Source organism: Streptomyces sp. NPDC043870, from assembly GCF_056435785.1.
The window spans coordinates 121,321-144,758 of the sequence record NZ_JBWKDT010000007.1; the positions used below are offsets into that span (position 1 = coordinate 121,321).

Below are 23,438 nucleotides of genomic sequence, written 5' to 3' on the forward strand. Positions count from 1 at the left end.
CCTTCCATACCGCATTACCGCGCTGTGGTGGCTGACTAACAGGCTGACAAAATTCGGCCCCGTCTGCGAACACAGACGGGGCCGACAGAACGATGAAGGTCAGGCCGGGAGCACGACGACGAAGCGCTGCGGCTCCTCGCCCTCGGACTCACTGCGCAGACCCGCGGCCGCGACCGCGTCGTGCACAACCTTGCGCTCGAACGGCGTCATCGGCTTGAGCTTTACCGGCTCGCCCGTGTTCTTGACCTCGTCCGCGGCCTTGGCGCCGAGCTCGGCGAGCTCGGCGCGCTTCTTGGCGCGGAAGCCCGCGATGTCCAGCATCAGCCGGCTGCGGTCCCCGGTCTCCCGGTGCACCGCAAGCCGCGTCAGCTCCTGGAGCGCCTCCAGCACCTCGCCGTCGCGGCCCACGAGCTTCTGCAGATCCCGGCTGCTCGCGTCACTGATGATCGAGACCGCGGCTCGGTCCGCCTCGACGTCCATGTCGATGTCGCCGTCAAGATCGGCGATGTCGAGCAGGCCCTCGAGGTAGTCAGCGGCGATCTCCCCCTCCTGCTCCAGGCGGGTCAGGGTGTCGCCACCCTCGGCGGCGGCGGAGGTGGTGCCTTCCGTCACGGATGGACTCCTTCTTACTTCTTGGACGACGGGTGCTTGGGCCTCTGCTGGCCCTTGCGCTGTCCTGACTTGGCTTGGCGAGCAGTACCAGGGCCGGTCTTGCCGGCCGGCTTCGGCGTGGCGTCCTGCGGCTGGTCCTGCTTCTCCAGCGACGGCTTCACCGAGCCGGCTTGCTGGGGCTGGGCACCACCGGACTGGCGCTGGGCCTTGCTCTGACGCTTGGGCTGTCGCCGCGCGGCTGCGGCGGCCTCGGCCTCCGTAGCGACGGCATCGCTCTTGGTCACGGTGCCGTCCGCCTGGGCGGCGAAGCCCGCCTTGGCCAGGCCTGCGATGAACTTGCGCTCGTTGTCGTTGCGGTCGGAGCCCTTGGCGACGATGGCCTGGACCACGTTGCGCTTACGGCGGCCGCGCACCTCACCGTGAGCACTGACGCTCTTCAGCAGACGCTGCAGGTAGTTGTCCTGCGCCTTGGACCCCGGGGTGGGGTTCTGGTTGATCACGTACATCTGCTGGCCCATGGTCCACACGTTGGTGGTCAGCCAGTAGACAAGGACACCGACGGGGAAGTTGATGCCCATCACAGCGAAGATGATCGGGAAGATGTACATCAGCATCTTCTGCTGCTGCATGTACGGCGTCTTGACGCTCAGGTCGACGTTCTTCTGCATCAGCTGGCGCTGCGTGTAGAACTGCGACGCCGACATCAGGACGATCATGACCGCGGTGACGATGCGTACGTCAGTGATCGAAGCGTGGAGCGCCGCGACCTTCTCAGCGGAGTCCGTGAACTTCGCGGCGATCGGAGCGCCGAAGATCTCGGCCTGCCGGGCGCTGTCCACCAGACTCTGGTTGAGGACGCCGATGGTCTTGCCCGAGGCGATATTGCTGAGCACGTGGTACAGAGCAAAGAAGAACGGCGACTGCGCCAGGATGGGCAGGCACGAGGACAGCGGGTTGGTACCCGTGTCCTTGTACAGCTTCATCATCTCTTCGGACTGACGCTGTCGGTCGTTCTTGTAGCGCTCCTGGATCGCCTTCATCTTCGGCTGGAGCGCCTGCATGTTCCGCATCGACTTGATCTGCTTCACAAAGAGCGGGATCAGACAGATACGGATCAGCACCACCAGGGACACGATGGACAGTCCCCAGGCCCAGCCCGTGTCGGGACCGAAGACCGCCCCGTAAAGAGAGTGGAACTGGACGATGATCCAGGAGACGGGTGTGGTGATAAAGCTGAAGAGACTGGCAATCGTGTCCACTAATCAGGCTCCTTGAGCATTGGGCGAGGTCTCTGCGGCCGGGCTGGTCTCAGGTTGTTGCCCGCCCCTGCCGCTGCGCAGGTAGTCGCGCAGCAGCTCGTGCCAACGAGGTCGTTTGCGCGGTGGGACATGGTCCACGCCACCGGGCGACCACGGATTGCACCGCAGAATGCGCCAGGCGGTCAGCGCCGTGCCTTTCACCGCGCCATGCCGGTCGATGGCTGTGTATCCGTAGTGAGAACACGACGGGTAGTACCTGCAGACGGGCCCCAGCAGCGGGCTGATCGTCCACTGGTACAGCTTGATCAGAGCCAGCAGCGGGTACTTCATCGCGCGCCCCCTCCCAGCAGCCGCTGAAAGGCGGCGTCCAGGTCTCGGGCCAGCTGTGCATGGTCGGCGTCGCCCGCTCCGGGCAGCGCCCGTACGACCACCAGGCTACCGGGGGGCAGCTTCGGCAGGCGGTCGCGTATCAGGTGCCGCAGTCTGCGCTTCACCTGGTTCCGTACGACCGCGCCACCTACTGCCTTGCTCACGACGAAACCCGCACGCGTCGGGGGAGCGCTCTCCCCAGGCGCGTGCGGGTCCGTTGCACCGCTGCGTAGATGGACGACCAGAAGCGGGCGTCCGGCCCGGCGTCCTCGGCGTACCGCGATCGCGAAGTCCTCGCGCCGCCTCAGCCGATTCTCGGTAGGCAGCACGTCATGACCTGTTAGCGATCAGGCGGACAGGTTGGCGCGACCCTTGCTGCGGCGGTTCGCCAGGATGGCGCGGCCGGCACGGGTACGCATGCGCAGGCGGAAACCGTGGGTCTTCGCACGACGACGGTTGTTCGGCTGGAAGGTGCGCTTGCTCACTCGGGGGCTCCAGAAATGATTTGTGTGGTGGCGGGGCATCGCCTGGCTGTCACCGTGCGCCCACGAGTAGCTCGCAATACGCCCGAGTGCACCGCTTCACAATCACTGATCGTGATCTTTGCCCATCGGAGGCAGGCGGCAGCAGCCATCGACAACTCGACCTGGTTACGGTACGCGCGGCTACGCCATCCGGTCAAACCAGGGCCACCGCCGCGCCGACTGTGCACAGGCTGTGGACAACAACTTGAACCGCACGGGTCGGCCTGACTACCGTGACTGGACTCGAATTCCTTTCCTACCCGCCTGCCGGGCCTGACCGACCCGTCCCGAGAACCACACATTCGTGGGACCTGTGAGAGAGCGTGCCTTGTGGCTGACGTACCTGCCGATCTTGCCGCAGTGTGGCCACGAGTGCTGGAGCAACTCCTCGGAGAGGGCCAGCAGGGCATCGAGCCCAAGGACAAGCAGTGGATCGAGCGCTGCCAGCCGCTCGCGCTGGTGGCCGACACTGCTCTCCTAGCCGTCCCCAATGAATGGGGCAAGCGCGTCCTGGAAGGCCGGCTGGCGCCGCTGATCAGCGACACCCTCAGCCGCGAATGCGGCCGCCCGATCCGGATCGCGATCACCGTCGACGACTCCGCGGCCGAGCCGGCCGCCCCGCCGCCGCCCGTCCAGCAACAGCACCGCTATCAGGGCCCGCAGCACGACGAGTCCCGCCCGAGCGACACCTACGAGGGATACGGCCACCGGCCGCCGAGTGACGACGGTCTGCCGAACGTCCGCCCCGCCTATCCCGAATACCAGCAGCGCCCCGAGCCCGGGGCCTGGCCGCGCACCCAGGAGGAGCTGTCCTGGCAGCAGCCGCGGCTCGGCGGTTTCCAGGAGCGCGACCCCTACGCCACGGCCCGCCCCCAGCAGCCGCAGCACGACTACCGCTCGCCGATGCCCGACCGGGGGCAGTACGAGCAACAGCGTCCCGAACGGCACGAGTTGCCCGAACCGCAGACGCCGCGGCACGGCGGCCCACCCGTCGGGGGAGTACCCGGCGGTGGACCCGGCCCGTTGGGCGCACAGCCCGCGCCGGCCCCGGGCCCCGGCGAGCCGCACGCCAGGCTGAACCCCAAGTACCTCTTCGACACCTTCGTCATCGGCGCGTCCAACCGGTTCGCGCACGCGGCCGCCGTCGCGGTGGCCGAGGCACCGGCGAAGGCGTACAACCCCCTCTTCATCTATGGGGAGTCGGGACTCGGCAAGACCCATCTGCTGCACGCCATCGGGCATTACGCGCGGAGCCTCTACCCGGGGACCCGGGTGCGGTACGTGAGCTCCGAGGAGTTCACCAACGAGTTCATCAACTCGATCCGCGACGGCAAGGGCGACACGTTCCGCAAGCGCTACCGGGATGTGGACATCCTGTTGGTCGACGACATCCAGTTCCTCGCGAGCAAGGAGTCGACGCAGGAGGAGTTCTTCCACACCTTCAATACGCTCCACAACGCGAACAAGCAGATCGTGCTGTCCTCGGACCGGCCGCCCAAACAGCTGATGACCCTCGAGGACCGGCTGCGGAACCGTTTCGAGTGGGGTCTGACCACCGATGTCCAGCCGCCCGAACTGGAGACGCGGATCGCGATCCTCCGTAAGAAGGCGGTGCAGGAACAGCTCAACGCCCCGCCGGAGGTACTGGAGTTCATCGCCTCGCGGATCTCGCGCAACATCCGGGAGCTCGAGGGCGCGCTGATCCGGGTCACGGCCTTCGCGAGCCTCAATCGGCAGCCGGTCGACCTCGGGCTCACCGAGATCGTGCTCAAGGATCTGATCCCGGGTGGCGAGGACACCGCACCGGAGATCACCGCGAGCGCGATCATGGCGGCGACCGCCGACTACTTCGGACTGACGGTGGAGGATCTCTGCGGCTCGTCGCGGAGCCGGGTGCTGGTCACCGCGCGCCAGATCGCGATGTACCTCTGCCGTGAGCTAACCGATCTGTCGCTGCCGAAGATCGGTGCGCAGTTCGGTGGCCGCGACCATACGACGGTGATGCACGCGGACCGGAAGATCCGCGCGCTGATGGCCGAGCGGCGATCGATCTACAACCAGGTCACCGAGCTGACGAACCGCATCAAGAACGGCTGAGCGGGCTTCCACAGAGCCCTGAACAGGCTGTGGGCAGGGCTCCGAAGGGCGCCCCGGGACGCATTCCCGGGGCGCCCTTCGCGGTTCCGGGCCATCGCCACGCAACCGCGCCGCCACCGCCGCGCCATTGCTCTGTTCGAATACGGACCGCCGAGCGGCGGTTCTCCACAGATGTGGGAACGATCTTCCGTCCACAGCCTGGGGACTGCCGAGTTGTCCAGATTGCATCCACAGGGCCGACTGCTGAAGCATGATCGCGGCAGGTCAGCAGGTTGTGGATTTGTGGCCAACCGTGCTCCACAGACTGTGGACGGGCAGCTCGTCCACAGGGCGCGATCAAGGTTGTCCCCACCCGGCCCACAGGCCCGGCCGTGTTGCCCACAGCTTCTCCACACCCCTGTCCACTGTTCGGCAACGAAACGCCCGAGCTCACCGGACCGAGTGAAAGGCGTCACACCAAGGTGCTGGATTGGGCTGTGGGGAACCTGGGTAAAGCTGGGGACAGCGCTGGGGAGAAGTCCCTGTGGCCTGTGCATCGGGTGTGCAGAACTTTCGGTCGTCCACAGACAGCCAGGGTTGTCCACTGCTCCCGCCCACAGGACCCGTGGACAAAAAATCGGGTCTGACCTGCGTGGATGGCGTTATCCACGGTTTCCACAGGCCCTACTACTACTCCCACTTAGAGTTACCGGGGAATTCGCTTCGAAGAGGGCCCTGTGCACAACTCGGTGCCGGACCTCTGGCCGCCGCTTGTCTCGACTTGACCCCGAGCCGCACCGAGTGTCGGTGCGGTGCGTCAGACTGGTCTCCGGCATCGGCCCCTGGCTCCGGCTGGGAGCCCCGTGCCGACGACGAAGGCCAGCAGGGCGAGCGAGCAACAGCAGGAGGCGGTTCCGGTGAAGATCCGGGTGGAGCGCGATGTACTCGCGGAGGCGGTGGCGTGGGTGGCACGGAGCCTCCCGGCCCGTCCGCCGGCGCCCGTTCTCGCGGGCCTTCTTCTGAAGGCCGAGGACGGCGCTCTCAGCTTCTCCAGCTTCGACTACGAGGTCTCGGCGAAGGTCTCGGTCGAGGCGGAGGTCGAGGAGGACGGGACGGTTCTCGTCTCCGGCCGTCTCCTCGCCGACATCTGCCGCGCTCTCCCCAACCGCCCGGTGGAGATTTCCACAGACGGTGTACGGGCGACCGTGGTCTGCGGTTCCTCCCGCTTCACCCTCCACACCCTTCCTGTGGAGGAGTACCCGGCCCTGCCGCAGATGCCGACCGCGACCGGCACGGTCCCCGGCGAGGTGTTCGCCTCCGCCGCCGCCCAGGTCGCCATCGCCGCCGGCCGCGACGACACCCTCCCCGTCCTCACCGGCGTCCGGATCGAGATCGAGGGCGACACCGTCACCCTGGCCTCCACCGACCGCTACCGCTTCGCGGTCCGCGAGTTCCTCTGGAAGCCGGAGTCCCCGGACGCCTCCGCGGTCGCCCTGGTGCCCGCCAAGACGCTCCTGGACACCGCCAAGGCACTGACCAGCGGTGACACGGTCACGCTCGCGCTCTCCGGCTCCGGTGCCGGTGAGGGGCTGATCGGTTTCGAGGGCGCCGGCCGCCGCACCACCACCCGGCTGCTCGAGGGTGACCTGCCGAAGTACCGGACGCTCTTCCCCACCGAGTTCAACTCGGTCGCGGTGATCGAGACCGCGCCGTTCGTCGAGGCCGTGAAGCGTGTCGCCCTCGTCGCCGAGCGGAACACGCCGGTGCGGCTCAGCTTCGAGCAGGGCGTGCTGATCCTGGAGGCCGGCTCCAGCGACGATGCACAGGCTGTGGAGCGGGTGGACGCCCAGCTGGAGGGCGACGACATCTCGATCGCCTTCAACCCGACGTTCCTGCTGGACGGCCTGAGCGCCATCGACTCCCCGGTGGCCCAGCTCTCGTTCACCACCTCCACCAAGCCCGCGCTGCTCAGCGGCAAGCCGGCCGTGGACGCGGAGGCGGACGAGGCGTACAAGTACCTGATCATGCCGGTGCGACTGAGCGGCTGAGCGATGGAAGGCGCGTCAGCCCTTGCGCCCCTCGGTCGGGGTGCGGGGGTTGTCCCCACAAGATCGCAGTATGCCGGTGCGACTGAGCGGCTGAAGCCCCGCTCGGCCGCGCGGCCCGCTCACCTGCACTGTCCGTACGTATGAGCGGCCGACCCCACAGGTGTGTACCCGTGCCCCGGCGTAGGCTCGGACGCGGGTACGAAACGCCACACCGTAAGGAATCTGTCTGATGGAGCTCGGTCTCGTCGGCCTCGGCAAGATGGGCGGCAACATGCGCGAGCGCATCCGCCGCGCAGGCCACACCGTCATCGGTTACGACCGCAATCCGGACCTCGCCGATGTCCCCAGCCTTCAGGAGCTTGTGGACAAGCTCAAGGGTCCGCGCGTGGTGTGGGTGATGGTCCCGGCGGGTGCCGCGACCCAGTCCACCATCGACGAGTTGGCCGAGCTGCTGTCCCCCGGCGACATCGTCGTGGACGGCGGCAACTCGCGGTGGACGGACGACGAGAAGCACGCCGTCGAGCTGGGCATCAAGGGCATCGGTTTCGTCGACTGCGGTGTGTCGGGCGGTGTCTGGGGCCTGGAGAACGGCTACGCGCTGATGTACGGCGGCCATGAGGAGCACGTCGCCAAGGTGCAGCCGATCTTCGACGCGCTGAAGCCCGAGGGTGAGTTCGGCTCGGTGCACGCGGGCAAGGTCGGTGCCGGCCACTTCGCGAAGATGGTCCACAACGGCATCGAGTACGCCATGATGCAGGCCTACGCCGAGGGCTGGGAGCTGCTGGAGAAGGTCAGCTCGGTCACCGACGTCCGTGAGGTCTTCCGCTCCTGGCAGGAGGGCACGGTCATCCGTTCCTGGCTGCTCGACCTGGCGGTCAACGCGCTGGACGAGGACGAGCACCTGGAGAAACTGCGCGGTTATGCACAGGACTCCGGCGAGGGCCGGTGGACCGTGGAAGCCGCCATCGACAACGCGGTACCGCTGCCCGCGATCACCGCTTCGCTGTTCGCGCGGTTCGCGTCCCGTCAGGACGACTCCCCGCAGATGAAGATGATCGCGGCCCTGCGCAACCAGTTCGGCGGTCACGCGGTCGAGAGCAAGAAGTAATCCACAGGCTGTCGGTAAGGCCTGTTGGCAAGCGGTAAGCCGGGGGAGGTCGGCGTCCACCATGCATGTCACGCATCTGTCGCTGGCCGACTTCCGCTCGTACGCCCGGGTCGAGGTCCCGCTCGACCCGGGCGTCAGCGTTTTTGTGGGGGCGAACGGGCAGGGCAAGACCAATCTGGTGGAGGCCGTCGGCTACCTCGCGACGCTCGGCAGCCACCGGGTCGCCTCCGACGCGCCGTTGGTGCGGATGGGGGCGGACCGGGCGGTCATCAGGGCCGCCGTCACGCAGGGCGAGCGGTCCCAGCTGATAGAGCTCGAGCTCAATCCCGGCAGGGCGAACCGAGCCAGGATCAATCGATCGTCGCAGGTCAGGCCGCGGGACGTGCTCGGGATCGTACGGACCGTGCTGTTCGCGCCGGAGGATCTGGCGCTGGTGAAGGGCGACCCGGGGGAGCGGCGGCGCTTCCTGGACGAGCTGATCACGGCGCGCTCGCCGCGGATGGCAGGAGTGCGGTCCGACTACGAACGGGTGCTCAAGCAGCGCAACACGCTGCTGAAGTCGGCGGCCATGGCGCGGCGGCACGGCGGCCGCTCGATGGACCTTTCCACGCTCGACGTGTGGGATCAGCATCTGGCGCAGGCCGGGGCGGAGCTGCTGGCGCGGCGGCTGGATCTGATCGCGACGCTGCAGCCCCTCACCGACAAGGCGTACGAGCAGCTCGCTCCGGGCGGCGGCCCGGTCACGCTGGAGTACCGCGGATCGGCAGGCGGCTCCGCCCAGACGCGCGACGAGCTGTACGAGCAGCTGGTCGCGGCGCTCGCCGAGGTGCGCAAGCAGGAGATCGAGCGGGGGGTCACGCTCGTCGGGCCGCACCGCGACGAACTGCTGCTCAAGCTGGGCGAGCTGCCGGCGAAGGGGTACGCGAGCCACGGCGAGTCCTGGTCGTACGCGCTGGCACTGCGGCTGGCCTCGTACGACCTGCTGCGGGCCGAGGGGAACGAGCCGGTGCTCGTCCTCGACGACGTCTTCGCGGAGCTGGACGCCCGGCGGCGCGAGCGGCTTGCGGAGCTGGTGGTTCCGGGTGAGCAAGTGCTGGTCACGGCGGCTGTGGACGATGACGTTCCCGGGGTGCTGGCAGGGGCGCGGTACACGGTCGCGGACGGCGCGGTGGAGCGCGTATGAGCGAGAACGAGACGTCGGGGACTCCGGCGAAGGTGCCCGAGCCCTCCGGGGTGGACCTGGCGCGGGTCGCGCTGCGCGCGGCCAAGGAGCAGGCCCGGGCGCGGGGTGCTGCCGCACAGGAGAAGCGGCAGGCCAGGCGGGGTGGAGGACTGCGTTCCGGAGCGCGGGCGGACGGCCGGGATCCGCTGCCGCTCGGCTCGGCGATCAGCCGGCTGATCACCGAGCGGGGCTGGGAGACTCCTGCGGCGGTGGGCGGGGTGATGGGCCGCTGGCCGCAGATCGTGGGCGAGGACCTGGCGAAGCACTGTGTTCCGCTGCGGTACGACGACGATCCGGACGAGCGCGTGCTCACGGTGCAGTGCGACTCGACCGCGTGGGCCACGCAGCTGCGGCTGCTGGCGCCGCGGTTGGTGGCCCGGCTGAACGAGGACCTCGGGCAGGGCACGGTCCGCCTGATCAAGGTCTTGGGCCCGGGCGGCCCCGCGCACCGCTACGGCCCGCTCCGCGCCCCGGGCAGCACGGGCCCGGGCGACACGTACGGCTGACGACGTCCGGGGCGATGCGCCTCCGGGGCTCCTGGACGGCTCACGGCCCGGGCGAGCCGCGCCGCCCTCCCCCGGCGGAAAGCGGGGAAGGCCGGCGGCGGCTGCTCCCCTTGCCCCTGGTCGCGCCCGCTTCGCGGCGCGTTGGGCCCGGCGTACGCCACCGGTTCCGCACCGCGCAACCCGGGCGCGGAGGCGGTCCTGGCCGCGGTGGGCGGGGGCCGGCGTGGGGGCTGAAGCATCCGTGACTCATGAGGCGTCCCTCACCGTAGCCGGAGGTTGACAGGCCGAAGCGCTCAATGCCCGTGTGAGCCTCTTGGAGCCCCTTCCCGGATATGGGGAGTCGGTCGGCGCCCGTTCAGGGCGGCACATGCGGACTCAGGTACCGGCAAACCCCCATTCGTGTCGGCGGTACCGGTAGACTGGTGGACAATCCCGCTCGACGCGCGGGACGTCGATTAATGCCGAACGACGCAGCCGCTCCCGTTTGCCCGGAGAACGGCTTGTGCTGTGCCAGAAAGGGCGCTTCGTGGCCGATTCCGGCAACCCCAACGAGAACATTCCTTCCATTGCTGCCGACGGGACCGGCGAGGCCACCTCGTCGTACGACGCCAGCGCGATCACCGTCCTCGAGGGTTTGGACGCGGTCCGCAAGCGGCCTGGCATGTACATCGGCTCGACCGGTGAGCGTGGACTCCACCACCTCGTCTACGAGGTCGTCGACAACTCGGTCGACGAGGCCCTGGCCGGTCATGCGGACACGATCGACGTCACGATCCTCGCCGACGGCGGCGTACGCGTGGTCGACAACGGCCGAGGCATCCCCGTGGACATCCACCCGGTGGAGAAGAAGCCGGCCGTCGAGGTCGTCCTCACCGTGCTGCACGCCGGCGGCAAGTTCGGCGGCGGCGGCTACGCCGTCTCCGGCGGTCTGCACGGCGTCGGCGTGTCCGTCGTGAATGCGCTGTCGAGCAAGGTCTCCGTCGACATCAAGCGTGACGGCTTCCGCTGGACGCAGGACTACAAGCTGGGCGTGCCCACCGCGCCGCTGGCCAAGCACGAGTCCGTCGGGGACTCCGGCACGACGGTCACCTTCTGGGCCGACCCGGACGTCTTCGAGACCACCGAGTACTCCTTCGAGACGCTCTCGCGCCGCTTCCAGGAGATGGCCTTCCTCAACAAGGGCCTGACGCTGACGCTGACCGACGAGCGCGAGTCCGCGAAGGCGACGGTCGGCGCCGACGACCCCGACGCCGAGGCGGCGGCGGAGCCGCAGGCCCGTACGGTCAAATACCACTACGAGGGCGGCATCGTCGACTTCGTGAAGTACCTGAACTCCCGCAAGGGCGAGCTGATCCACCCCACGGTCATCGACATCAATGCCGAGGACAAGGAGAAGCTGCTCTCGCTCGAGGTCGCGATGCAGTGGAACTCGCAGTACAGCGAGGGCGTGTACTCGTTCGCGAACACGATCCACACGCACGAGGGCGGTACCCACGAGGAGGGCTTCCGCGCCGCGCTGACGGGTCTCGTCAACCGGTACGCGCGCGACAAGAAGCTGCTGCGCGAGAAGGACGACAACCTCACGGGTGAGGACATCCGCGAGGGTCTGACCGCGATCATCTCGGTCAAGCTGGGCGAGCCGCAGTTCGAGGGCCAGACGAAGACCAAGCTGGGCAACACGGAGGCGAAGACCTTCGTCCAGAAGATCGTCAACGAGCACCTCACCGACTGGTTCGACCGCAACCCCAACGAGGCCTCGGACATCATCCGCAAGGCCATCCAGGCCGCCACGGCGCGCGTCGCCGCCCGCAAGGCCCGCGATCTGACCCGTCGCAAGGGCCTGCTGGAGAGCGCCTCGCTGCCCGGCAAGCTGTCCGACTGCCAGTCGAACGACCCCACCAAGTGCGAGATCTTCATCGTCGAGGGTGACTCCGCCGGCGGCTCGGCCAAGTCCGGCCGCAACCCGATGTACCAGGCGATCCTGCCGATCCGAGGCAAGATCCTGAACGTCGAGAAGGCCCGGATCGACAAGATCCTGCAGAACACCGAGGTCCAGGCGCTGATCTCGGCCTTCGGTACCGGAGTCCACGAGGACTTCGACATCGAGAAGCTCCGCTACCACAAGATCATTCTCATGGCGGACGCCGACGTCGACGGCCAGCACATCAACACGCTGCTGCTGACGTTCCTCTTCCGCTTCATGCGGCCGCTGGTCGAGGCCGGGCACGTGTTCCTGTCCCGCCCGCCGCTGTACAAGATCAAGTGGGGCCGGGACGACTTCGAGTACGCGTACTCGGACCGTGAGCGCGACGCACTCGTCGAGCTGGGCAAGCAGAACGGCAAGCGGATCAAGGAAGACTCGATCCAGCGCTTCAAGGGTCTCGGCGAGATGAACGCCGAAGAGCTGCGGGTCACCACGATGGACGTCGAGCACCGCGTCCTCGGCCAGGTCACCCTGGACGACGCCGCGCAGGCCGACGACCTGTTCTCGGTGCTGATGGGCGAGGACGTCGAGGCGCGGCGCTCGTTCATCCAGCGCAACGCCAAGGACGTCCGCTTCCTCGACATCTGAGTCGGTCTCAGCTGACCGCACGAAAGGACTGAAGACCAGCAATGGCCGACGAGAACACTCCCGCGACTCCCGCCGCCACGGAAACCGAAGGGGAAGAGCAGCAGCTGCGGATCGAGCCCGTCGGGCTCGAGACCGAGATGCAGCGCTCGTACCTCGACTACGCGATGTCCGTCATCGTGTCCCGCGCGCTGCCCGACGTGAGGGACGGCCTCAAGCCCGTCCACCGCCGCGTGCTGTACGCCATGTACGACGGCGGCTACCGGCCCGAGAAGGGCTTCTACAAGTGCGCCCGTGTCGTCGGTGACGTCATGGGTACGTACCACCCGCACGGCGACTCCTCCATCTACGACGCGCTCGTCCGTCTCGCCCAGCCGTGGTCGATGCGGATGCCGCTGGTCGACTCCAACGGCAACTTCGGTTCCCCGGGCAACGACCCGGCCGCCGCCATGCGGTACACCGAGTGCAAGATGATGCCGCTGTCCATGGAGATGCTCCGGGACATCGACGAGGAGACCGTCGACTTCCAGGACAACTACGACGGCCGTAACCAGGAGCCGACGGTCCTGCCGGCCCGCTTCCCGAACCTGCTGGTCAACGGCTCGGCGGGCATCGCGGTCGGTATGGCCACCAACATCCCGCCGCACAACCTGCGCGAGGTCGCGGCCGGTGCCCAGTGGGCGCTGGAGCACCCGGAGGCCACCCACGAGGAGCTCCTGGACGCGCTGATCGAGCGGATCAAGGGCCCGGACTTCCCGACCGGTGCACTGGTCGTGGGCCGCAAGGGCATCGAGGAGGCGTACCGCACCGGCCGCGGCTCCATCACGATGCGCGCGGTCGTCGAGGTCGAGGAGATCCAGAACCGCCAGTGCCTGGTGGTCACGGAGCTTCCGTACCAGACCAACCCGGACAACCTCGCGCAGAAGATCGCCGACCTGGTGAAGGACGGCAAGATCGGCGGCATCGCCGACGTCCGCGACGAGACCTCGTCCCGTACCGGCCAGCGCCTGGTCATCGTGCTCAAGCGCGACGCCGTCGCCAAGGTCGTCCTCAACAACCTCTACAAGCACACCGACCTGCAGACGAACTTCGGCGCCAACATGCTGGCGCTCGTCGACGGTGTGCCGCGCACGCTGTCCCTCGACGCGTTCATCCGCCACTGGGTGACGCACCAGATCGAGGTCATCGTCCGGCGGACGAAGTTCCGGCTGCGCAAGGCCGAGGAGCGCGCCCACATCCTGCGCGGTCTGCTCAAGGCGCTCGACGCGATCGACGAGGTCATCGCGCTGATCCGGCGTAGTGACACGGTCGAGGTCGCGCGCGAGGGCCTGATGGGCCTGCTGCAGATCGACGAGATCCAGGCGAACGCGATCCTGGAGATGCAGCTTCGCCGGCTGGCCGCCCTGGAGCGGCAGAAGATCGTGCAGGAGCACGACGAGCTGCAGGCGAAGATCAACGAGTACAACCAGATCCTCGCCTCGCCCGAGAAGCAGCGCGCGATCGTCAGCGAGGAGCTGGCCGTCCTCGTCGAGAAGTTCGGCGACGACCGGCGCTCCAAGCTGATCCCCTTCGACGGTGACATGTCCATCGAGGACCTGATCGCCGAGGAGGACATCGTCGTCACCATCACGCGTGGCGGCTACATCAAGCGCACGAAGACCGAGGACTACCGCTCGCAGAAGCGCGGCGGCAAGGGCGTGCGTGGCACGAAGCTGAAGCAGGACGACATCGTCGACCACTTCTTCGTCTCGACCACGCACCACTGGCTGCTGTTCTTCACGAACAAGGGCCGGGTCTACCGGGCGAAGGCGTACGAGCTGCCGGACGCCGGCCGGGACGCCCGCGGCCAGCACGTCGCCAACCTGCTGGCCTTCCAGCCGGACGAGCAGATCGCCGAGATCCTCGCGATCCGCGACTACGAAGCGGTGCCGTACCTGGTCCTCGCGACCAAGGCCGGCCTCGTGAAGAAGACCCCGCTGAAGGACTACGACTCGCCCCGCTCCGGCGGTGTCATCGCGATCAACCTCCGGGAGACGGAGGACGGCAGCGACGACGAGCTGATCGGTGCGGAGCTGGTGTCGGCCGAGGACGATCTGCTGCTCATCAGCAAGAAGGCCCAGTCGATCCGGTTCACCGCCACGGACGAAGCCCTCCGCCCGATGGGCCGTGCGACCTCGGGTGTCAAGGGAATGAGTTTCCGCGAGGGCGACGAGCTGCTGTCGATGAATGTGGTGCGGCCCGGTACTTTCGTGTTCACTGCCACGGACGGCGGGTACGCGAAGCGGACCGCCGTCGACGAGTACCGCGTCCAGGGCCGTGGCGGCCTCGGTATCAAGGCCGCCAAGATCGTGGAGGACCGTGGTTCGCTCGTCGGCGCGCTGGTGGTCGAGGAGACCGATGAGATCCTCGCCATCACGCTGTCCGGCGGTGTGATTCGTACGCGAGTCAACGAAGTCAGGGAGACCGGCCGTGACACCATGGGCGTCCAATTGATCAACCTGGGCAAGCGTGATGCCGTGGTCGGTATCGCGCGTAACGCCGAGGCCGGTCGCGAGGCCGAGGAGGTCGACGGAACCGAGGGCGCCGAGGATGGTGTCGTGGCCGGGACCTCCGAGACGGCTGAGGTTGCCGAGGGCACGGAGCCCTCGGCTGGGGAGCACGAGGAGTAGAGCGTGAGTGGAGCCACGGGCGCCGGATCGGCCGCTGCTGAATCTGCTGCCGGAGCGAACGGTGCCCGTGGTTCCGTCACGGACTCCCAGGGGGTTACGGTGACCGACACCCGGGGGCCGCAGCCCCCCTTCGAAACCTATGGCGGGGAGCAGCAGGTGCAGCAGGGAACGCAGCCGTACCACCCGCCCCAGGCGTACCCCACGCCCCAGGGCGGGACGCAGGGCGGCCAGCAGCAGCCGGGACAGCCCGGACAGCAGGCGCCCGCCGGGGTGCCTGCCGGGGCGACCACTGCCGTCCGCAGGCCGCGCACCGGGGCGAGCACACAGCCGCGGACGCGGAAGGCGCGGCTGCGGGTGGCCAAGGCCGACCCGTGGTCGGTGATGAAGGTCAGTTTCCTGCTCTCCATCGCCCTGGGCATCTGCACGATCGTCGCGGCCGCGGTGCTGTGGATGGTCATGGACGCCATGGGCGTCTTCTCCACGGTCGGCGGGACGATCAGCGAGGCGACGGGCTCGAACGAGAGCAATGGCTTCGATCTGCAGTCGTTCCTCTCGCTGCCGCGCGTGCTCATCTTCACCTCGGTGATCGCGGTCATCGATGTGGTGCTCGCCACGGCGCTGGCGACGCTGGGGGCCTTCATCTACAACCTCTCCGCCGGGTTCGTGGGCGGAGTCGAGCTGACACTGGCCGAGGACGAATAGTCGGCAGGTCCGGGGGGCAGACAACCGATTTTGGGACTGCCCCCCACGTGCGCTAACCTTCAGGGGTCAGCGCGCAGCGCGGAGGGGCTATAGCTCAGTTGGTTAGAGCGCATCCCTGATAAGGATGAGGCCACAGGTTCAAATCCTGTTAGCCCCACAGTGACGATCGGCCCGGACGGAGACTCTCCGTCCGGGCCGATTTGTTTTGCGGGTACCGAAGTTGGGCCGTCCCGGAGGCGGGAGCCGGCCCGGACGCAGGTCACCGATCGGTATCGGTCGGTGTGTATAGTCGGGCGCCAGAAGTCTCCTACGTCAAGGAAAGACGAGGTCGCGCGGTGAAGAAGCTTCTCCTGGTCGCACTGGCCGCCATCGGCGGGCTCCTCGTGTACCGCCAGATCCAGGCGGATCGCGCCGAGCAGGATCTGTGGACGGAGGCGACCGACTCCGTGCCCGCAGGTTCGGGTGTGTGAGACGCAGACAAAGTCCGAGTGACAGAGCCCCGGCCGCTGAGCGGCCGGGGCTCTGCGCTGTCCTGGGCCCGTGGCCCGTGGCCCGTGTCGGGGCGCCGAGGCGCTGTTTCTGGACCGTGACACCGAAGCCCTTGAGTTCGCTTAAGCAAATGAATAGCTTGCATGGGCAAAGCTGAAGACTCGGGTGAGGGGGAACCGGTGAACGTACGACTTCATCGCCGTGCGAGGACGGCTGTCACCGTCGGCGGGGTGTTGCTCGGGCTGGCCGCGGCTCCGCTGCCGGCCGCGGCGGGTGCGGGGGTGGCCGGTGCAGAGGTGGCCGGCGCGGCGGCGGTCGCACCACGGGTGGAGGGCGGGAGCAGCCTGGTGATGGTGCTCGACTCCTCGGGCTCGATGGCCGACGACGACGGTAGGGGACGCACCCGCATGGAGGCCGCCCGCGAGGCCATCGGCACCGTCGTGGCGGCGCTCCCCGACGGCCACCCCACAGGCCTCCGGGTCTACGGCGCGGACCGCCCCAAGGGCTGCACCGACACCCGGCTCGCACGGCCCGTACGCCCGCTCGACCGGGCGGCCCTGAAGCAGGCCGTGGCCTCCGTACAGCCCAAGGGCGACACCCCCATCGGGCTGTCGCTCCAGAAGGCCGCCCAGGACCTGCCGAAGTCCCCGGACGGTGCGATCGGCACGCGCACGATCCTGCTGATCTCCGACGGGGAGGACACCTGCGGTACGCCGCAGCCCTGCGAGGTCGCCGAGCAGCTCGCCGAGGACGGCATCGGGCTGCGCATCGACACCGTCGGCTTCCAGGTCCGTGGCCAGGCCCGCGAGCAGCTGGAATGCATCGCGAAGGCCGGAAACGGTCGCTACTACGACGCACCGGACGCCGAGGCGCTGGCACGCCAGCTGCAGCGCGCCGCACAGCTGTCCGCGGACGGGTACCGCTTCCGGGGCAGGCCGGTGGAGGGCGCGCCGGAGCGGAGCGCGGTGCCCGCGCTCGTACCGGGTCAGTACCTCGACAGCATCGGGCCCGGGGAGAAACGGCACTACGCCGTCGACCTCGATGCCGTCTCCACGGTGGACTTCTCCGCGACGGCGGTGCCGCAGCCCGGGGCAGCGGTCGACACCTTCGACGCACTGCGCACCAGGATCGCGTACGGCACCGACAACTCCGGCGGCTCCTGTGAGACGAGCACCGAGCGCTTCCTCCAGAAGGAGGGCGCGACCCCGCTGACCTCGGCCGTCGCCCGTGTACCGAGCGAGAAGGGGTTCAAGAGCTGCGACAAGGCGGGCCGCTACTGGCTCGTCGTCGAGCGGGAGAGCAAGAAGGGCTCGGACGCCGCGCGCTGGCCGCTGGAGCTGACGTACGGGGTCGAGCAGCCGCTCGCGCAGGGAGTCAGCCCCGCCGAGTCCCAGCCCGAGTACGGCAAGGGCGGCAAGGAGGCGACCCTGCCGCTGGGCGACCCGAAGGACGTGACGGGCGGCACCGGGTTCAACGACGCCGAGGAGCTCGGCCAGGGTGTGTGGCGGGACCGGGTGCTGCCGGCCCAGACCCTCTGGTACAAGGTGCCGCTCGGCTGGGGGCAGCAGCTGCGGTACGACGTGGAGTTCGCCAACGAGCCGACGCTGAAGGACGGTTCCTCCCCGTGGTCGTACGGCGCCACCGAGGTGTACACGCCCGCGCGGGCACCGGTCGGCGGCGGCACCGGCGAGTTCAGCCCCGAGACCGTCTACAACGGCCGTCCGGCGGCAGTGCGGATGGGCACCGTTCCCGTTGCCTGGACCAACCGCCATGAGACGTATCCCAATGTCGTTCCGGTGCACGACAAGGGCCACTTCTACATCGCCGTGACGCTCGGTGCGAAGGCCGCCGAGATCGCGGAGAACCCGCAGATCGGTGTGGTGCTGCGGGTGGCGGTCCTCGGGGACGAGAAGGCCGGGCCGCAGCACGACGCCCCGGTCGTCGCGAAGAAGACGGACCACGAGGGTGATTCGGCCACGCGCGCAGACAGCGGTGGGACCGGCGGGGCAGGATGGACCGGCACTGCGACCGCCGCGGCGGCGGGCGGCGCGGCCGTACTGATCGCCGGGCTCGTGCTCGTGCTCGTACGGGCGCGACGCAGGGCGGCCATGGAGACGACAAGGGGAAGCGCGTAAATGACTCAGCGCAGCAGGGGCCGGGTGACGCTGGCCGGGTTGGCGGCGGTGTGCGCGGTGGCGGCGCTGCCGGGTCAGCCGGCCTGGGCGGCCGGCCGGCCCAATCCGTACGTCTTCGACGCCGACGTGCAGGCGGTCGAGGGCGAGGAGAGCACCGCGAACGCCAAGGCGCTGAAGGCCGGTACCACGTACCGCTCGTCCATCGGCCCCGGCGGGAAGCTCAACTACCGCGTGGACCTGGACGCCGAGAAGAACGCGTATGTGTCGGTGGTCGCCGTTCCCAAGCTGGGGACGAAGTTCGACTACAGCGACGGCATCAAGGTGAGCCTGCAGGACAGCAGGGGCAGCACCTGCAGCAGCAACGACGCCAAGGTGGGAAGCGGCAAGTTCGCGCGTCCCCTCGCCGCCTACGCCTACCGCACCGTCGACAAGGACAGGTCGACCTGTCAGGAGGCCGGGGCGTACAACGTCCTGGTCGAGCGGACCAGCGCGGCGACCTCCACCCCTGAGGACTGGGATCTGGAGATCCGGCATGAGACGGAGCCCGCCCTGAAGGAGCAGGGGCCGACAGCCGCGCCCAGCGAGTGGCCTTCCGCCTCTCCCGGGCTTCCCGCGGGAGGCCCGAAGGAGGCCACGGGCGGTACGAGCTTCAACGACGCCGCCGAGATCTCCGAAGGCGAGTGGACCAGCCGGATGGAGGCGGGCCGCACGTACTTCTACCGGGTGCCCCTCGGGTGGGGGCAGCAGGTCTTCGCCACCGCCGGCATCGGCAGCGCGCAGGGCGACGGCTTCGTCGTCGAGGCGCTGGCCATGCAGCTCTACAACCCGGTGCGGGGCTTCGTGGCCGACGGCACAGCGTCATTCAACGGCACGCAGAACCAGGCCGCGCTGGCTCCGTTGCCCAAGGTGGCGTACGAGAACCGCTACGACAGCGCTGACAAGGTCAACGGCATGCGGGTCGCGGGCACGTACTACCTTGCGGTCAGCCTCAACCCCGAGCTCAGCAAGAGGTTCGGCAAGGAGCCGTTCGGTGTGACGCTGCGGCTCAATGTCGAGGGCGAGGCGCAGGCCGCGCCGCCGTACGACGGGCCGCTCGGCGACTTCGGCGTCTCCGAGGGCGAGAAGGCGGAGAAGAGCGACACGATGAAGCTCGTCGGCGCGGCCGGTGTCGGCGCGGGGACGGTGCTGGTGCTCGGGCTGGGGGCGTGGACGCTGATGGCGCGGCGCCGCGCGGCGCAGACGCCCGCGGCCGGGTCCTCGGACGCCCCGGCGACCGGGAACGCGCAGACGCAGTACGGACCGCCCGCCGCCTGGTGAGCGGCACGGTCAGGCCTGGGTGAACGCCCAGATGCCGACCGCGAAACAGACCAGCGCCACGAGCAGCACCGGGATCGCCACCTTCGGGGGCGGTCCCGGCCGCTTTTGCCGGGCGGACACGGGCGCATGGGGCACCGTGTGCGCCTGAACGGGAACCTGATGGCCCTGAGCGGTGTACTGACGAGTGAGAGCTTGTTCGTACGGAACCGCGGACGTCTGGGCCTGGGAGAAGTCCGGCGCTGCGGAGTGATGGGGGGAGGCCGCATGCGCGGGGACGGGCGCGGTGGGCTGTGCGGGGGGAGTGAACGGCAGGCCCGGCTGCGGCGGCGGTGTGGTCTGCTGCGGCGGCGGGGCGAGATGGAAGGAGCCGGTCTCGGAGCCGGCGGGCATGGACGCCGGCTGACCGTCGCCGGGCTGCGGGCCCGTGTGCTGTCCGGCCTGACTGCCCGTCTGCTGCCCGCTCTGCTGCCCCGTCTGCTGTCCGTGCCGGGGGTCGTGCTGCTGCCCGTGCTGGGTGTACTGCCCCGACTGTACGGGCGGCGCGTCGGAGGTCTGGGGGCGCTGGGCTTCCCCGATGGTGGCGGCCGCGGCGGTGGCGGCGGGCGTGACCGGGCCGGGCGCCGCGGGTCCCTCGGGGCCGAATCCGGCGGGAAGCGGCCCGATCTGGTCGAAGACCTCGACCGGTTCGTCGTCGATGCCGGGCTCGGGCAGCATCTCGACGGCCGCGGTGAGAGCCTTGCGCGCACCCGTGGCCGTGCGGAACCGGGCCTGCGGGTCGGGCTGGAGCAGGCCCGCGAAAACCTGCCACAGCGGCTCGGGAACGCCCTGCGGGGCGCCCGGGGTGCCGTGCGCCGCGAAATACTCGATCAGGGCCCGGGAATCGGGCTTCTGGCCCTGGATCAGATAGAGCGCCACGAGCCCGACCGCGAAGAGGTCGGCCGGGAAGTCCGGTTCCGCGCCCATCATCTGCTCGGGCGCGAAGTAACCGGGCGTCCCCACAACGTAGTTGGTCTCGGTCAGGCGCGGCTCTCCCTTGCGCATGGAGATGCCGAAGTCGGACAGCCGCAGATGCGGCCGTCCGGTTCCGGTGGCCTCCAGCAGGATGTTGGCCGGCTTGATGTCGCGGTGCACAACCCCCTCGGCGTGCACCGCGGCGAGACCGGAAAGCAGCTGGTCGAGCAGAGTGCAGACGAAGCGCGGCGGCAGCGGGCCGTAGTCGCCGATGACGTGCGCCAGCGACCCGCCGCTCACCAGATCCATGGTGAACAGGACCTTGTCGTCGTCCGCGGCCCAGCTGGCCGGGGCGAGGACATGCGGGTGGTCGATGCGCAGCGCCTGCTCGCGGACGAAGCGCAGCAAGGTGTGCGCGTCGCTCTGCTGCAGGACCTTGGCGGCCACATAGCGCCGCCGCCGGTGGTCCCAGGCACGCCAGACCGCGCCGACTCCACCGCGACCGATCGGGTCGATCAGCTCGTACCGACCAGCGAAGACCTCACCCATTGCGCTGCGCCCGCTCCCAGTTCCCTGTTCCGGCGTCCTGCTTCGTTCAGCTCTGGTGCGACTCGTAGTGGGCGACCGCCTCCGCGGTGCGTCCGGCGCCGTACACCCGGAGGAACTCTGCCAGTTCCGGGTGGCTCGGGGCGAGGGAGTCCGCCGCATCGATGATGTCGCCGGCCGCCGCGACCGACCGCAGCAGCGACTGGATCTCGCGGACCACCCGGCGTACCGTCGGCGCGCCCGAGCTGGTCGCGGTCTGGCCGGTGCCGGTGAGCACCGAGCCGCCCTGCGACTTCTTGATCTCGTCCATGCGGTCCGTGGCCTCGGCGGCGCTGACACTGCCGTCGGCGACCTGCCCGGCCAGCTCCTGCAGGGCCTGGACGCGCTGGACGACGGCCGGGTTGCCGATCTTGGCGCGCTGGCCGCTCATCAGCTGGGAGAGCATCGGAGCCGACAGCCCGAGCACCGCCGCGAGCCGCGCCTGGTTCAGGCCCAGATCGTCTATGAGCCGACGGAAGAGCGCCCCCAGCGGCTCCCCGTACCAGCTGCGCTGGAGCTCTCTGGCTCTTGCGCTGGCGTCCTGCTGTGCTGCATCCATGTGCGTCTCCCCATCGCTACCCCTGACGTGGCTTCGCTGCTGCGAACCCGACGAGCATCTTACGGAGAGTGGTCGGATACCGGGAGTCCCAATCCTTTTGCGAGATCGGGGGGGTGACCCGGTACTCTGGTCTGCGTTCCGGGGCCTTAGCTCAGTTGGTAGAGCGCTGTCTTTGCATGGCAGATGTCAGGGGTTCGACTCCCCTAGGCTCCACAAGATCAGACCCCTCTGACCTGCGAAAGCGCGGTTGGAGGGGTCTTTTGTCCCGTTTCCCCGCCGACTGGCGGCTTCAGAAGTCCGATTTGTCGGCGTGGGGGCTCCTGCTCCCCCGTGGATTCCCGGGGCCTGCCTGCCGCCCGGGCGCCGCTCGTCCCGGAGCCGGCCGGGCCCGTCGACGCCGGGCACGCGTTGTGGCGGCCGTGGGAACCCCACCGGTCATGGACATCGACCCCTGCGTACGGGCGCACGGCCACGACCCGGCCAGGGTGCTGCTGAGAGCCGTGGCTCGTGAAAGAGGGTCAGTCGCCCGAGCGGCGTCCGCGGCCGAGCACGGTCTCGATACCGTGGCGGCGTTCACCGAGGACCCGCTCACAGGTGGCGGCCTCCGCGGCCGGGCTGAATGCCTCTTGGGTGTGCGCTGACGCGCGTCGGGCCACCGCCGCCGCGGTATCGGCGGCCATCAGGTCGGCGTTGACCGCCGAGGCGGCCGTTACTCCGGAGGCCGCGGCCACCGCGACGCCGGCCATGAGATCGGTGACATTGCCCGCCACCCACACCCCTGCGACACCGGTGAACCCGCTCGCGTCCGACTCCACGTAACTGCCCACGCCCATGGGGTGTTCGACGCTGGTCAGGCCGAGACCCGAGAGCAGCTCGCCTCGGGCTTCGAAACGCGGCGCCACGGCCAGAGCCCGCACCGGCACGCACGTACCCGCAGCCAGCCGTACACCGGACAGCCGGTCGTCGTCGATGTCGAGACCGACCACCTCGCCGTCGACCACTGCGATACCGCGGGCGGCCAGGTGCTCCCACTGTTCGTCGGTCAGGTCGCCCGCGGTGTGCCGGAACAGGGTCACATCCGGCGACCACTGGCGGAACAGCAGCGCCTGGTGCACCGCCCCCGGACCGGTCGCCAGCACGCCGATCGGCGCGTCGCGCACCTCCCAGCCGTGGCAGTAGGGGCAGTGCAGGACGTCACGGCCCCACCGCTCACGCACGCCGGGAACGTCAGGAAGCTCATCGATCAGGCCCGTGGTCACCAGCAGACGCCGCGCGCCGTGGCTCCGGCCGCCCGCGGTGTCCACGACCAGGTGTTCGCCGGCCCGGCGGACGCTGGTGGCCAGGTCCGACACGATCTGCCCGCCGTAACCGGTGACCTCCTCCCGGCCGGCCCGCAACAGCTCGCCCGGCGCGAGGCCGTCGCGGGACAGGTACCCGTGAACCCCGGAGGCGGGAGCGTTGCGGGGCTCCCCGGAGTCGATCACCAGCACCGAACGCCGGGCCCGGGCCAGAGTCAGCGCAGCCGACAGGCCGGCCGCGCCGCCCCCGACCACCACAACGTCCACATCGGCGATGTCTCGCTCGTTCATCTCAGTCATACCGACACCCTGCGACCGGCACGAGAAAGGCGGCAACGTTCTTTGCCGGTTCAGCAAGGAGTCAGCATGGAGTCAGCAAGGAGTGGGTGCCGCACGGCGTGTGGGTGCGCGCGGATGCGCCGCAAGCGTTCGTGTCCGGG

General features: G+C 69.0%; 19 protein-coding genes and 2 tRNA genes. 13 read left to right on the plus strand and 8 right to left on the minus strand.

What is annotated here, in order from left to right; genetic code table 11:
- Positions 1-99 precede the first annotated feature (99 nt).
- Genes AC0699_RS12005 through rpmH form a run of 5 tightly spaced genes read right to left on the minus strand, consistent with a single transcriptional unit; the run spans position 100 to position 2,725 of the window.
- A complete protein-coding gene (locus AC0699_RS12005) occupies positions 100-612 on the minus strand; it encodes a Jag family protein (protein ID WP_469768160.1) in 513 nt (170 codons plus the stop codon).
- Between the two features lie 14 nt (positions 613-626).
- Positions 627-1,871: a membrane protein insertase YidC gene (yidC, locus tag AC0699_RS12010; protein WP_478658811.1), complete on the minus strand. Its 1,245-nt coding sequence runs from the start codon at positions 1,869-1,871 to the stop codon at positions 627-629.
- Between the two features lie 3 nt (positions 1,872-1,874).
- Positions 1,875-2,201, minus strand: coding sequence for a membrane protein insertion efficiency factor YidD (gene yidD, locus AC0699_RS12015; RefSeq protein WP_453659765.1), 327 nt, complete (start codon positions 2,199-2,201; stop codon positions 1,875-1,877).
- Entirely contained in the window at positions 2,198-2,569 is a 372-nt protein-coding gene (gene rnpA / locus AC0699_RS12020; protein WP_453659766.1) for a ribonuclease P protein component, read from the minus strand. Before rnpA ends, yidD begins: the two co-directional genes overlap by 4 nt.
- An 18-nt stretch (positions 2,570-2,587) precedes the next feature.
- Positions 2,588-2,725, minus strand: a complete 138-nt coding sequence (gene rpmH, locus AC0699_RS12025) for a 50S ribosomal protein L34 (RefSeq protein WP_018846094.1) — start codon at positions 2,723-2,725, stop codon at positions 2,588-2,590.
- Positions 2,726-3,094: 369 nt separating this feature from the next.
- On the opposite strand from rpmH, the gene dnaA reads away from it, so the two are divergent.
- From dnaA to AC0699_RS12085, 12 genes are all read left to right on the plus strand, one after another.
- On the plus strand, positions 3,095-4,861 hold the full coding sequence (gene dnaA, locus AC0699_RS12030) for a chromosomal replication initiator protein DnaA (protein ID WP_478658815.1): 1,767 nt from the start codon (positions 3,095-3,097) through the stop codon (positions 4,859-4,861).
- Between the two features lie 896 nt (positions 4,862-5,757).
- Complete coding sequence (gene dnaN / locus AC0699_RS12035; protein WP_358665142.1) at positions 5,758-6,888, plus strand: DNA polymerase III subunit beta; 1,131 nt, start codon at positions 5,758-5,760, stop codon at positions 6,886-6,888.
- 229 nt (positions 6,889-7,117) lie between these two features.
- The gene (gene gnd, locus AC0699_RS12040; protein WP_453659768.1) at positions 7,118-7,996 is read left to right on the plus strand and encodes a phosphogluconate dehydrogenase (NAD(+)-dependent, decarboxylating); all 879 of its coding nucleotides are present in this window, start codon (positions 7,118-7,120) and stop codon (positions 7,994-7,996) included.
- A gap of 61 nt (positions 7,997-8,057) precedes the next feature.
- On the plus strand, positions 8,058-9,179 hold the full coding sequence (recF, locus tag AC0699_RS12045) for a DNA replication/repair protein RecF (RefSeq protein ID WP_478658818.1): 1,122 nt from the start codon (positions 8,058-8,060) through the stop codon (positions 9,177-9,179).
- Complete coding sequence (locus AC0699_RS12050; protein WP_478658821.1) at positions 9,176-9,724, plus strand: DciA family protein; 549 nt, start codon at positions 9,176-9,178, stop codon at positions 9,722-9,724. Before recF ends, AC0699_RS12050 begins: the two co-directional genes overlap by 4 nt.
- A gap of 502 nt (positions 9,725-10,226) precedes the next feature.
- Positions 10,227-12,296, plus strand: coding sequence for a DNA topoisomerase (ATP-hydrolyzing) subunit B (gene gyrB, locus AC0699_RS12055; RefSeq protein WP_478658823.1), 2,070 nt, complete (start codon positions 10,227-10,229; stop codon positions 12,294-12,296).
- Between the two features lie 41 nt (positions 12,297-12,337).
- Positions 12,338-14,962, plus strand: coding sequence for a DNA gyrase subunit A (gyrA, locus tag AC0699_RS12060; protein WP_478658826.1), 2,625 nt, complete (start codon positions 12,338-12,340; stop codon positions 14,960-14,962).
- Positions 14,963-15,061: 99 nt separating this feature from the next.
- Positions 15,062-15,664 (plus strand): DUF3566 domain-containing protein, encoded by a 603-nt coding sequence (locus AC0699_RS12065; RefSeq protein WP_453659773.1) that lies wholly within the window; start codon positions 15,062-15,064, stop codon positions 15,662-15,664.
- A gap of 83 nt (positions 15,665-15,747) precedes the next feature.
- Positions 15,748-15,821 (plus strand) — tRNA-Ile (locus AC0699_RS12070).
- Positions 15,822-15,999: 178 nt separating this feature from the next.
- Complete coding sequence (locus AC0699_RS12075; protein WP_003958712.1) at positions 16,000-16,134, plus strand: DLW-39 family protein; 135 nt, start codon at positions 16,000-16,002, stop codon at positions 16,132-16,134.
- Positions 16,135-16,332: 198 nt separating this feature from the next.
- On the plus strand, positions 16,333-18,288 hold the full coding sequence (locus AC0699_RS12080; RefSeq protein ID WP_478658829.1) for a vWA domain-containing protein: 1,956 nt from the start codon (positions 16,333-16,335) through the stop codon (positions 18,286-18,288).
- Positions 18,289-19,605, plus strand: a complete 1,317-nt coding sequence (locus AC0699_RS12085; RefSeq protein WP_478658832.1) for a hypothetical protein — start codon at positions 18,289-18,291, stop codon at positions 19,603-19,605.
- A 9-nt stretch (positions 19,606-19,614) separates the two neighbouring features.
- On the opposite strand, the gene AC0699_RS12090 is transcribed toward AC0699_RS12085, so the two are convergent.
- Positions 19,615-21,105 carry a serine/threonine-protein kinase gene (locus AC0699_RS12090; protein ID WP_478658835.1) on the minus strand — a complete coding sequence of 497 codons (1,491 nt, stop codon included), beginning with the start codon at positions 21,103-21,105 and terminating at the stop codon, positions 19,615-19,617.
- Between the two features lie 46 nt (positions 21,106-21,151).
- Positions 21,152-21,700 carry a helix-turn-helix domain-containing protein gene (locus AC0699_RS12095; RefSeq protein ID WP_469768171.1) on the minus strand — a complete coding sequence of 183 codons (549 nt, stop codon included), beginning with the start codon at positions 21,698-21,700 and terminating at the stop codon, positions 21,152-21,154.
- Positions 21,701-21,840: 140 nt separating this feature from the next.
- Between AC0699_RS12095 and AC0699_RS12100 the strand changes: the two genes are divergently transcribed.
- A tRNA-Ala gene (locus tag AC0699_RS12100) sits at positions 21,841-21,913 on the plus strand.
- 305 nt (positions 21,914-22,218) lie between these two features.
- On the opposite strand, the gene AC0699_RS12105 is transcribed toward AC0699_RS12100, so the two are convergent.
- A complete protein-coding gene (locus AC0699_RS12105) occupies positions 22,219-23,298 on the minus strand; it encodes an NAD(P)/FAD-dependent oxidoreductase (RefSeq protein ID WP_478658839.1) in 1,080 nt (359 codons plus the stop codon).
- Positions 23,299-23,438: the final 140 nt, after the last annotated feature.